General features: G+C 69.0%; 12 protein-coding genes. 9 read left to right on the forward strand and 3 right to left on the reverse strand.

The window, feature by feature from the left end; all coding sequences use genetic code 11:
* Window positions 1-107: 107 nt before the first annotated feature.
* The 8 genes from ACH4YP_RS25160 (at window position 108) to ACH4YP_RS25195 (ending at window position 7,368) form a co-directional block, all read left to right on the forward strand.
* Window positions 108-755, forward strand: a complete 648-nt coding sequence (locus tag ACH4YP_RS25160) for an HAD family hydrolase (protein WP_361072733.1) — start codon at window positions 108-110, stop codon at window positions 753-755.
* A gap of 131 nt (window positions 756-886) precedes the next feature.
* Window positions 887-2,107: an MFS transporter gene (locus ACH4YP_RS25165; protein WP_398492620.1), complete on the forward strand. Its 1,221-nt coding sequence runs from the start codon at window positions 887-889 to the stop codon at window positions 2,105-2,107.
* Complete coding sequence (locus ACH4YP_RS25170; protein ID WP_361072739.1) at window positions 2,058-3,230, forward strand: acetoin utilization protein AcuC; 1,173 nt, start codon at window positions 2,058-2,060, stop codon at window positions 3,228-3,230. The genes ACH4YP_RS25165 and ACH4YP_RS25170 overlap by 50 nt, the downstream gene beginning before the upstream one ends.
* Before the next feature lie 245 nt (window positions 3,231-3,475).
* The gene (locus ACH4YP_RS25175) at window positions 3,476-4,291 is read left to right on the forward strand and encodes a phosphatase (RefSeq protein WP_398492977.1); all 816 of its coding nucleotides are present in this window, start codon (window positions 3,476-3,478) and stop codon (window positions 4,289-4,291) included.
* A gap of 130 nt (window positions 4,292-4,421) precedes the next feature.
* Entirely contained in the window at window positions 4,422-4,631 is a 210-nt protein-coding gene (locus ACH4YP_RS25180; protein ID WP_093781815.1) for a helix-turn-helix domain-containing protein, read from the forward strand.
* Between the two features lie 163 nt (window positions 4,632-4,794).
* Window positions 4,795-4,893, forward strand: coding sequence for a 30S ribosomal protein bS22 (locus ACH4YP_RS25185; protein ID WP_003948845.1), 99 nt, complete (start codon window positions 4,795-4,797; stop codon window positions 4,891-4,893).
* A 349-nt stretch (window positions 4,894-5,242) separates the two neighbouring features.
* Complete coding sequence (locus ACH4YP_RS25190) at window positions 5,243-6,304, forward strand: NAD-dependent epimerase/dehydratase family protein (protein WP_143644173.1); 1,062 nt, start codon at window positions 5,243-5,245, stop codon at window positions 6,302-6,304.
* Between the two features lie 14 nt (window positions 6,305-6,318).
* The gene (locus tag ACH4YP_RS25195) at window positions 6,319-7,368 is read left to right on the forward strand and encodes a lysophospholipid acyltransferase family protein (RefSeq protein WP_398492622.1); all 1,050 of its coding nucleotides are present in this window, start codon (window positions 6,319-6,321) and stop codon (window positions 7,366-7,368) included.
* A gap of 88 nt (window positions 7,369-7,456) precedes the next feature.
* Here the strand turns inward: ACH4YP_RS25195 and ACH4YP_RS25200 are convergent, their stop codons facing one another.
* From ACH4YP_RS25200 to ACH4YP_RS25210, 3 genes are all read right to left on the reverse strand, one after another.
* The gene (locus ACH4YP_RS25200; protein WP_398492624.1) at window positions 7,457-8,686 is read right to left on the reverse strand and encodes a DUF5667 domain-containing protein; all 1,230 of its coding nucleotides are present in this window, start codon (window positions 8,684-8,686) and stop codon (window positions 7,457-7,459) included.
* Between the two features lie 287 nt (window positions 8,687-8,973).
* Window positions 8,974-9,750 carry an ECF subfamily RNA polymerase sigma factor, BldN family gene (locus ACH4YP_RS25205; protein WP_361063681.1) on the reverse strand — a complete coding sequence of 259 codons (777 nt, stop codon included), beginning with the start codon at window positions 9,748-9,750 and terminating at the stop codon, window positions 8,974-8,976.
* Between the two features lie 361 nt (window positions 9,751-10,111).
* A complete protein-coding gene (locus tag ACH4YP_RS25210) occupies window positions 10,112-11,050 on the reverse strand; it encodes an HAD-IB family hydrolase (RefSeq protein ID WP_361063678.1) in 939 nt (312 codons plus the stop codon).
* 161 nt (window positions 11,051-11,211) lie between these two features.
* On the opposite strand from ACH4YP_RS25210, the gene ACH4YP_RS25215 reads away from it, so the two are divergent.
* Window positions 11,212-11,511 carry a glutaredoxin family protein gene (locus tag ACH4YP_RS25215; RefSeq protein ID WP_398492627.1) on the forward strand — a complete coding sequence of 100 codons (300 nt, stop codon included), beginning with the start codon at window positions 11,212-11,214 and terminating at the stop codon, window positions 11,509-11,511.
* Window positions 11,512-11,517: the final 6 nt, after the last annotated feature.

Consider the following 11,517-nt stretch of genomic DNA (forward strand, 5'->3'; position numbering starts at 1 on the left):
TACTGCAGGGGGGACCCTGTGGGAGAGTAGGACACCGCCGAACAAATTTTGATGAGAAAGCCCCCGCACTTCGGTGCGGGGGCTTTCTTGCGTTTAGGGTCTTTGTTATGCGCTACGAACTGGTGATCTTCGACAACGACGGCGTACTCGTGGACAGTGAGCCGATCTCCAATACGTTGCTGGCCGCCTATCTCACCGAGCTGGGCCACCCCACCTCGTACGAGGACTCCCTGCGCGACTACATGGGCGCCGCCATGCACCGCGTACACGACATCGTCGAGGAGCGGACCGGGGAGCGGCTGCCCGCCGACTTCGATGATGTCTTTCACGCGCGGGTGTTCGCTGCCTTCGAGCGGGAGTTGGAGCCGGTGGCGGGGGCCGTGGAGGTTCTGGAGAAGCTGGCCGCGGACGGGGTTCCGTACTGTGTGGCGTCGTCGGGGAGTCATGAGCGGATTCGGGTGGGGCACCGGAAGACCGGGTTGGACCGGTGGTTCGACGACGGGCGGATCTTCAGTTCGCAGGACGTGGGGCGGGGGAAGCCGGCGCCGGATCTGTTCCTTCACGCGGCATCGCGCATGGGGGTGCCGCCGGAGAAGTGCCTTGTCGTCGAGGACAGTCCGCTGGGAGTGCGGGCGGCCGTCGCGGCAGGGATGGACGTGTACGGGTTCACGGCGATGACGCCGGCGGAGCGGTTGGCGGGGGCGGACCGGCTCTTCGGGGACATGGGGGAGCTGATCGGCCTGCTTCAGAGCTGACCGGCCGCCCTTCCTGGTCGCTCTCTGGACGCCCTCCGGTCGCCAAGTTGATCTTCCGGCACCGGAGTTGAACAAAATTCATCTTTGAACCGTCTACCCACGGGTAAGCCTGAGCCCTACGCTGAGCCGCCATGACAGATGTGCTGCGGCGTGGCCGGGCTTCTTTGGCATTCAGCTTCTTCGCCCAGGGCGTCGCTTTCGCGTTGCTCGTGACACGTATACCCGCGATCCAGGACCGGTACGGGATATCCGACGCGTTGCTGCCCGCCTTCCTCGCAGCCGTGCCGATCCTCGCCGGGGTCGGCAGTGTCTGCACCGAACAGCTGGTGAAGCGGGTGCCGGCCAGTCACGTACTGCGCTGGTCGCAGCCGGTCGTGCTGTTGGCGCTGCTCGGGGTGGGGGCCGGCGACGGGCTGTGGGCGATCGGGCTGTCGCTCGCCGCCTTCGGGCTGGCCGTCGGATCGCTCGACGCCTCCATGAACATGCTCGGGGTCAGCCTCCAGCACAGGTACGGGCGCAGCATCATGCTCGGGTTCCACGCGGCGTTCAGTCTGGGCGGGATCGTCGGGGCGTCGCTCGCGTGGGTGGGGGCGCACTGGGATCTGGCGTTGTTCGTGTCGTATCTGCCGGTTGTGGTCGTGCTGTTGCCCGCCGCGTTCGTGGGGAGTCGGTGGTACGTCGACGGAAGCGGGCCCGAGGCCGAGGCGAAGGGCCAGGGCGAGGGCGGTAGCGGTGGCGTCGGGTTCAAGTTGCTGCTGCCTCTGTGCCTGGTGATGGCCGTCGCGTACATCGGGGACTCGACCGTCTCCAACTGGAGCGCCAAGTATCTGCAGGACGTGCTCGGCAGCTCGGAGCAGCTGGCGACCGTTCCGTACAACGTCTATATGGTCACCACGCTGATCGGGCGGGCCGTCGGGGACTTCGGGGTGCGGCGGTTCGGGGCCGTGACGGTCGTGCGGGCCGGTGCGGTGGTCGCGGCGGTGGGGTTCGCGGTGGTGGCGGCGGCGCCGGGGGCCTGGGTCGGGATGCTCGGCTTCACGCTGCTGGGGTTCGGGTTGTGCGTGATCGTGCCGCAGACCTTCGCGGCCGCCGGACGGCTCTTCCCAGGGGCTGCGGACGCGGCCGTCGCTCGACTGAATATCTTCAACTATGTGGGGTTCTTGATCGGTTCGCCCCTGGTGGGGGCTGTGGGTGATGCGTGGAGTTATCGGGGGGCCATGCTCGTGCCGATGGTGTTGGTGCTGGTGACGCTGGTGTACGCCAAGTCGTTCGCTCCTGGACCTTCCGGATACGGTGACGGGCATGAGCGGCCGCGCACAGCTGATGTGGGACGAGGCAGTAACGGGCTATGACTTCGGCCCGGATCACCCGATGGATCCGGTCCGGCTGGCGTTGACCCGGCGACTGGTCGATGCCTTCGGGCTCGACCGGGAGATGGAGGTCGTCTCGGCCAAGGCCGCCGGGGACTCGACCCTGCGGCTTGTGCACCGGGAGGACTACATCGAGGCGGTCAAGGCCGCCTCTGTGGATCCGAGGGCCGCGGACGGGGCGTACGGGCTGGGGACCATGGACGATCCCGCCTTCGCCGGGATGCACGAGGTGTCCGCGCTGATCGCCGGGCAGTCGGTGGGGGCCGCCGAGGCCGTGTGGCGGGGTGAGGCGCTGCACGCGGTGAACTTCGCGGGCGGGCTGCACCACGCGATGCCCGGGGGCGCGTCGGGGTTCTGTATCTACAACGACGCCTCGCTGGCCATTGCCCGGCTGCTGGAGCTCGGGGCCGAGCGGGTCGTGTACGTGGATGTGGACGTGCATCACGGGGACGGGGTGCAGGCCGCGTTCTGGGAGGATCCGCGGGTGCTGACCGTGTCGTTGCACGAGCATCCTCGGACCCTGTTTCCGCAGACGGGGTGGCCGGAGGAGACCGGGGCCGCGTCCGCGGAGGGGTCCGCCGTGAACGTGGCGTTGCCGGCCGGGACCGGGGACGCGGGGTGGCTGCGGGCCTTCCACTCCGTCGTGCCGGAGCTGGTCGCGGACTTCCGGCCGCAGGTGCTGGTCACCCAGCACGGGGCCGATACGCACTTCGAGGATCCGCTCGCTCATCTTGCCGTGTCGTTGGATGCGCAGCGGGCTGTGCAGGTGGCCTGCCATGAGCTGGCCCACGAGTACGCCGAGGGGCGGTGGGTCGCTCTTGGTGGGGGCGGGTACGCCGTGGTGGATGTGGTGCCTCGGTCGTGGACGCATCTTGTCGCTGTCGCGGCGGGACGGGAGATCGCGCCGGAGACGGTGGTTCCTGAGGGGTGGCGGCAGGAGGTCTTCGCTCGTACGCGGCAGTTGGCGCCCGCGCGGATGACTGATGGGCGGTGGCCTGTGTCGTGGCAGGGGTGGGAGTCGGGGTATGACCCCGCCGACCGTCTTGATCAGGCTGTGCTGGCTGCGCGGCGGGCCGTGTTTCCGTTGCGGGGGTTGCTGGCGTAGGGCTCCGCCGGGGGCCTTTTCTCTCGCCCCCGCCGCCCCTTCCCGTCCCGTCCCTGGGGGCTGCGCCCCCAGACCCCGCTATCGCGCTGACGCGCTCGTCCTCAAACGCCGGACGGGCTGGATATGTCGGACCGGGCTGGAAGGCGGCCATGTCGCCTCTGCCGTCATAGAGCCCGTTACGCCAACTGTGGGGTGTTTCAGGGGTTTTGGGGGTGAGGGGCGGGTGGATGCGTCAGCATCGGGGCGTGTTGAGTAGTGGAGCGTTGCGGGCGCATTTGCTGGCGGCGAGGCTGGCGGGGACGGTGGCCACCTCGCGGGAGGCGAGTCTCAGGAGCTATCGGTTGTTCGCCGCGCGGGATCCGCGGGTGACGATCGGGCTTGACCCCGAATGGACATGGGAACAACCGGATCTGATCGCTTTGATGGCGGACAAGTGCGGGGTGTCGCCCGATCCGGGACATACCTCTGGTCCTGATGTGATCGATCCTGAGCGGACCTTGGCGGCTCTTGATGCCTTCGCCGCCCGGCTTGCGGAAGCCGCACGGAACCGTTCCCCGGTGCTGCTCGGCACCGGACACCCGCACCGGCTGATCGGTTTCTACGCCGCGTTGGCGGACGCTCTGTCGGCGGTGGGGTGTACCGTCCTCACCCCCGCGCATGGTCACTCTGTCGACATAACGACCCGGTTCGGTCTACGCATGTACAACCTTGACTACGTACGAGGAGTCGCGCTGGTGCGCGAACCCGGGGCGTGCGACCCCGGTCGTGAGACCGGCGCACACACGCACTCTCCCCTCCCGGTTCGTACCGCTCTGGCCGCCGCGGCGGAGGCCGGCGGACCGCTCCCGGAACTCGTGGTGGGAGACCACGGCTGGGTCTGCGGAGCAGGTCAGCTGGGGTTCGAGGCCATCGGCCTGGGTGACACCGACGATCCCGCGCTGTTCGTCGGGGAGGCAGAGGGGCGGGTGTCCGTCGTCGTTCCACTTGATGACGCTGTGCGGTCTGATTACTACCGACCGCTTACTCGCTATGTACTCAATCGAGCGTGTCTGTCACAGTAGGCCGCCGATGGCCCCTCCTCTTCCCCACTCGCATCACACGCCCCTACTCTGGGGAGTGAGCACGCAACGACGAAGTGTCACCGGAAGGGGAAGCCGGTGACCCGTCGAGTGCGGAAGGTTCAGGTGTGTCATGGCTGCTGGCGAGAGGCCTCTGAACGAGGTTCAGTTCCTTACCGTGGCGGAAGTCGCCTCGGTGATGCGAGTGTCGAAGATGACCGTGTACCGCTTGGTGCACAGCGGTCATCTGCCCGCGATCCGGGTCGGGAGGTCATTCCGCGTCCCGGAGCAAGCGGTTCACGAGTACCTTCGCGAGTCCTACGTGGGGGTGGAGACAGCCTGACGGCGGTCCGGGGAGGTCCCGGGACGGCTCGATCGCGTCCCGGGGGTCTCACCCGGAACTCTCGATTACGACCTCGGCCCTCGGGCGGGTAGGCTGGCCCCTCATAAGTCGTGTGGGCCCATGCAGCCCAGCAACGAGTAAAGAGAAGTGAGCGAGGGTAGTCGTGGGCTCTGTTATCAAGAAGCGGCGCAAGCGGATGGCGAAGAAGAAGCACCGCAAGCTGCTCAAGCGCACTCGCGTTCAGCGTCGCAACAAGAAGTAAGTCGCGACGGACAGCGGTCACCCGCCACAAGCAGGGCGAGCGGCGGGCGACGACGCTGTGACAGTGCGCTCTGTGGCCCCCCACCGGCTGGTGGGGGGCCACAGTCGTATCCGCTGCATTCTCTGCCGCGGTGTCCGGCCGGACGAACGCTGTGCGTATGTCTGGGCCTACGACCCTGCGGCGAATGGCTGGGTCTGATCGTATGTCCGGGGGTGCCGTCACTTCGTGCATCGGGCGGTCATCACAGCGCAACACCGACCCGCTAACGTGGCCGTCACGGGGAACACGGCAGAGTACGAACGGCACAACGAGCAGCATGTCGTCGACGGCTGGAAGGAAGGCGCTGATCTTGGGGAAGGTCGTGCTCGTGACCGGAGTGGCCCGTCAGCTGGGGGGCCGGTTCGTACGACGGATCCAGCGTGACCCCGAGGTGGACAGGGTGGTCGCCGTGGACGCGGTCCCGCCGGAGCACCACCTGGGCGGCGCCGACTTCGTACGGGCCGACATAAGGCAGCCCGCCATCGCCAGGGTGCTCGCGGAGCACTCCGTGGACACGGTGGTGCACCTGGACGTGACGGCCACCCCGTTGGGCGGCGGCAGCCGGACCACGGTCAAGGAGACCAACGTCATCGGCACCATGCAGCTGTTGGGCGCCTGCCAGAAGTCGCCGACGGTCAAGCGGCTCGTCGTGAAGTCCAGTACGAACGTGTACGGGTCGGCGCCGCGCGATCCGGCCGTCTTCACCGAGACCACCCCGCCCAAGTCGCTGCCCAGCGGCGGCTTCGCGAAGGACACGGTCGAGGTCGAGGGGTATGTGCGGGGGTTCGCCCGGCGCCGGCCCGACGTCGCCGTGTGTGTGCTGCGGTTCGCGAACATCCTCGGGCCGAGCGCGGACTCGCCGCTCGCCGCGTACTTCTCGCTGCCCGTGCTGCCGACCGTCCTCGGCTACGACCCGCGGCTGCAGTTCGTGCACGAGGACGACGTGATCGAGGTGCTGCGGATCGCCTCGCACGAGCCGCGGCGCGGCACGCTCAACAGCGGCACGTTCAACATCGCCGGTGACGGTGTCCTGCTGCTCTCGCAGTGCGCGCGGCGGCTCGGGCGGCCCACGGTTCCCGTGCTGATGCCCGCGGTGAGCTGGGTGGGCTCGGCGCTGCGTACGCTGGGCATGACGGACTTCTCGCCCGAGCAGCTGAGGCTGCTCACCCACGGCCGGGTCGTGGCGACCCGGCAGATGCGCGAGACGCTCGGCTACGGTCCCAGGTACACGACCGCGGAGACCTTCGCGGACTTCGCACGCAGCCGGGGGCCCGGACTCCTACCCCCCGAGGCCCTCGCGGGGGCCGTCGACCGGATCGCCGCACTGCCTGTACTCGGCGGTGGCCACCTCCCGACGCAGAGCGCCAACTGAGGAGCGCATCAACGATGGCGGACGCCAAGGTCATTCCGTTCGACGACGACCGGTCCCGCGGGAGTGCCGTACAGCGGCCGCCGCGGCGCCGGGGTGCGGGGAGCAGGCGCAAGGGCGAGCCCGTGGTGGTTCGTGAGGTCCAGCCCCTGCCCGCACGAACGATTCCGCAGGATGATGTTCCCGTGACGCGCGAGGAACCGGCTGCTGTGGAGAAGCCGCAGGAGAATGGCTGGGACCGGCGCATCGCCGGCGGCCTGTCCTTCCTGCGGCGGCGACTGACGGGTGAGTACGAGGTCGACGACTTCGGTTACGACCAGGAGCTCACCGACCAGGTCCTGATGTCGATGCTGCGGCCCCTCTACGAGAAGTACTTCCGCGTCGAGGTGAAGGGCATCGAGAACATCCCGTCGGAGGGCGGGGCGCTGATCGTCGCCAACCACTCCGGGACGTTGCCGCTGGACGGCCTGATGATGCAGGTCGCCGTCCACGACAACCACCCCGGCGGCCGTCATCTGCGGCTTCTCGCGGCCGACCTGGTCTTCATGCTGCCGGTGGTCAACGAGCTGGCCCGCAAGGCCGGTCACACCCTGGCCTGCGCGGAGGACGCCGAACGGCTCCTGGAGCGCGGCGAACTGGTGGGCGTGATGCCGGAGGGCTTCAAGGGCATCGGCAAGCCGTTCAGCGAGCGCTACAAGCTCCAGCGCTTCGGCCGCGGCGGCTTCGTGTCGACGGCGTTGCGCCAGGGCACCCCGATCATCCCGTGCTCCATCGTGGGCGCGGAGGAGATCTACCCGATGATCGGCAACTCCAAGACGCTGGCCCGTCTCCTCGGCTTCCCGTACTTCCCGATCACGCCCACCTTCCCGTGGCTGGGCCCGCTCGGCGGAGTCCCGCTCCCCACGAAGTGGACGATCCAGTTCGGCGAACCGATCCCGACCGACGGCTACCCGCCGGAGGCGGCGGAGGACCCGATGCTGATGTTCAACCTCACGGACCAGGTGAGGGAGCAGATCCAGCACACCCTCTACAAGCTGCTGGTGCAGCGGCGGTCGGTGTTCTTCTAACGGTCCTGGATACGCCTAGGACTCCTGGATACGTCGGTGGGGGCGCCCCTTGTGGAAAGGGGCGCCCCCACCGACGTATCCGAAGAAGCTAGTTCGCGTCCTCGCCGTCGATTCCCAGGCCCGGGAGCAGGCCCGGGAGGAGGGGTGGCAGGGTCACGTCCGGCTCTGTCGGTGGGGTGTCCTTGCCGGACGGGGACGGGCTGGTCTCGTCCTCGGGCGGGTCCAGGAGGCCGCCGGTGTTGCCGCCGAGCAGGCCGTCGTCCTGGGTCTTGGAGGTGGACGGCTTGGGGTTGCCGCTGCTGGAGCCGGTGCCGTCGGAGGAGCCGCCGCCGGTGGCGCTGGGGGCGGCCGGCCGGTCCGTACGGGACGAGCCGGTGGCGTCCGAACTCGCGCCGCGGTGGCGGCCGGTGCCCTCCGGGGAAGGCGGCTGCGGGAGCAGCGAGCGCAGCGGTTCGACCTCTTCGTCTATGGCGTCGAAGACCGAGCTGACCTGGCGGCTGACGTCGCCGAGCTGCACGGGCAGCCGGTCGCGCAGGGCGCCCCACGCCTCGCGGTGCGACTGGGAGAAGGCGGAGAGGGCCTGGATGGGGCCCAGGGAGTCCGGGTCCCGCTCATAGGCCTCGTGCAACAGGCGGTGGCCCTCGGATGCGTCGTGCTGCATGCCGGACAGCGCACGCCGGATCTCGCCCAGGGACTCGTGGTCGAGGGGCCCCGAGCGGCCGCGCTCCATCAGGCGGCGTGCCTCGCTCAGCCGGGTGGAGGCCTGGTCGAGGTAGAGCCGGCCGCGGTCGCCCTCGCCGTCGGCCATGCCCAGCTTGAGGTCCTCCATGCCGCGCTTGAGCCCGTAGAGCGAGTCACCGGGCAGGGCGTCGGAACTGGCAGCGGCGACACCGCTGAAGGCTCCGGCGGCCACACCGACGGTGAGCCCGCCCGCGGCGAGCCCCTTCGACAGCCGGGAACGCGGTCGCAATTTCCCCAGCCCGGTCGCCCGGTGCGCGCCCCGGCCCCGGTGGGACCGCTGCTCGGGCACCGAAGGGTCCGCCGCCCCGCCTCCCGCGGCCGTGCCCTCCTGGAGCATGGCCTCCATCGCGGCCACCAGCTGGGCGCGCTGGACGACCTTGACCTCGGGGTCCAGCTCCGGTTTGGGCAGTTCGCCGAGGCCGGTCGCCAGGGACAGCATCCGGCCCTGCTCGGGCCGGTCCACGGTGGCCGGAGCAGGGCCTTCGGACTGCTCGGCCGCCGTGCCCCGGTCGGGCTGCTCATCCAGGGCCTGGGCGAAGGCGTTCGCCCGCCGGTGCGCCGATACGTTCGCGATCACTGGCGGCACCTCCTCTCGTCATCACGGTCGACTCCCCAGGGGGTCCTGAGGGTTGCACACCCTGACCACGACCACTCGATCGAGTGGCCGAAGACGGCCAGGGTGTGACCACAGGGAGCCTGTATCCCGCACAACGAGCGGCTCGGCACTTGGGTTACGGACGACGGATGATCGGACCGCGAAGTCAACGGACTTTCACGGACGGTGAGTTGGGCATCGCTGAGCGTATGGAGTCATACGGAGTCGTACGGAGAGGAGGCGGGGCAGGGCCCGCCGTGTACGGGGTCTCAGCGGGCGTCTTCCGGGAGGAGCCGGGCCAGTGTGCGCACCGCCCGGTACTGGAGGGTCTTGATCGCGCCCTCGTTCTTGCCCATCACGCGGGCGGTCTCGGCGACCGAGAGGCCCTGGAGGAAGCGCAGGGTCACGCATTCCTGCTGCTGCGGGTTGAGGCGGCGGACGGCATCCAGCAGCGCCGCGTTCGAGAGGGACTCCAGGACGGAGTCCTCGGGGGAGCGCTCGACCTCGTTGGCGTCGAGCATCTCGCCGGTGGTCACTTCGAGCCGGAAGCGGCTCGACTTGAAGTGGTCCGCGACGAGGTTGCGGGCGATGGTGACGAGCCAGGCGCCGAAGTCACGGCCCTGCCAGGTGAACGTGCCGATGCGGCGCAGGGCGCGCAGGAACGTCTCGCTTGTGAGGTCTTCCGCGGTCGCCTTCCCGCCGACGCGGTAATAGATATAGCGGTACACAGTGTCGCTGTACTGGTCGTAGAGCCGGCCGAAGGCCTCGGCCTCACCGGCCTGTGCGCGCTCCACGAGGTCCATCATCCGGGCGCTGTCACTGTCTGCGGCCGGGCGGCGTGCGGTGGTGGCCGACGCGCTCGAACGACCTCGTCTGCCCACCGCCGCGCTGCCGTCCGCCAGTGCGTAGCACGGGCCGACGGGCGCGACGGAGACAGCGAGGGCGGGGACGGCGTACGCGGTGGGGACGAAGCCGCGCAGGCGGTCGATGACCGTTGCGCGCAGCGTAGCCAGGCCCGAGGCGTCAACCCCGACGTGTGGGTACACGGGACTCCCAGAGGCAGAGCTTCCATCACGTGCAGTACCGGACCGTTCACCCGTCGTAGCGAAGAGCGGGGCCCGTCATGCGTCTGAGGAGAATAACGCTTCGTACAGGCAGTGCTACACCCAGTTGCTCAAATCATCGATTACGTCGCTTCTGTAACCGAATGACGCCTGATCAAGTGTCGGACAGTGACCGGTTGTTGATCGCTTTGGTCCGTGTTCCGTCTGAGTCCGGGGCGTGTTGTGGCCGGGTGCCGTTAACGGGACTGGCGGGGGCTCTGCGCGGGTAGGACAGCACGATTGCCCGCATGTCGGTGTGCGGGGCCGCAGCTCAGCGGGTGTTCGAAGCGTGTGGGTGACGGCGTCAGCGACGGCGGCGGTGCAGGGCGATCGCCGCGGCCGTGCCGCCCGCGACCGCGCCGACGCCCGCCGCCGCGGGAATGCCGACCTTCGCCGCCTTGCGGCCCGTGCGGTAGTCGCGCAGCCGCCAGTCGAGCCTGCGGGCGTGCTTGCGGAGCTTGGCGTCCGGGTTGATCGCGTACGGATGCCCGACGAGCGAGAGCATCGGGATGTCGTTGTGGGAGTCGCTGTACGCGGCGCAGCGGCCGAGGTCCAGGCCCTCCGCCGCGGCCAGGGCGCGTACCGCCTCCGCCTTCGCGGGGCCGTGCAGCGGTTCGCCGACGAGCTTGCCGGTGTAGACGCCGTCGACCGACTCGGCGACCGTGCCGAGCGCGCCGGTCAGGCCCAGGCGGCGGGCGATCACCGTGGCGATCTCGACGGGCGCCGCCGTGACCAACCACACCTTCTGGCCCGCGTCCAGGTGGGCCTCGGCGAGTGCGCGGGTGCCGGGCCAGATGCGCTCGGCCATGTACTCGTCGTAGATCTCCTCGCCGATCGACATCAGCTCGGAGACGCGGTGGCCCTTCACGATGGACAGCGCCGAGTCGCGGGCGTCCTGCATGTGTTCGGGATCCTCGACGCCGGCCAGCCGGAACCAGGCCTGCTGCCAGGCGAACCGGTAGAGGTCGCGGGACTCGAAGAACTTGCGCTTGTAGAGGCCGCGGCCGAAGTGGAAGATCGCGGCGCCCTGCATCACGGTGTTGTCGAGGTCGAAGAACGCGGCGGCCTTGTCGTCGCCGATCACCGGGAAGTCCGGTTCGGTGCCTTCGGGCGTGGCTTCGGGCGCGAGCTCCTCCAGTTCCTGGGAGGACTTGCGCGCAGCCTCGGCCGAGGCCTCGCCTGCCAGCACGCTCCGCGCGGTGGCGGAGCGCCTACGGGGGGTGAGCCATCCGAGAGCGGCCATGGCGTGAGCATAGCCAGTTTGTTCGGTGGTTCCGGAGTCGGGAGGTTCGGAGGCTGTGAACTCTCCGCGACCGTGTCGTTAAAGAACTCATCGCTTCGGGACGCGGAGCCGCGCGATGTCACAGCCCGCGCCCCTGAAGAGACAGGGGGAACTGCGGGAGAATGGCTCGTATGAGGTCCATTTTTCGGCGTGCGGAGCGTCGGGCGGAGAACAAGGTGTCGCGGGAGCGGCTGGTCACGTTGATCGGGAAGCCCGGCTGCCATTTGTGCGAAGACGCACAGGGAGTTGTGGAGAAGGTCTGCGCCGATCTCGGGGTCCCGTGGGAGAAGAAGGACATCACCCAGGACGAGGAACTGCACCGCGAGTACTGGGAGCAGATCCCCGTGGTGCTGGTGGACGGGGCCCAGCACACGTTCTGGCGGGTGGACGAGGAGCGGCTGCGCAGGGCGCTCAAGGCGTAGCCGATG

It is taken from the genome of Streptomyces sp. NPDC020747, from assembly GCF_044334695.1.
Taxonomy (GTDB): Bacteria; Actinomycetota; Actinomycetes; order Streptomycetales; family Streptomycetaceae; genus Streptomyces.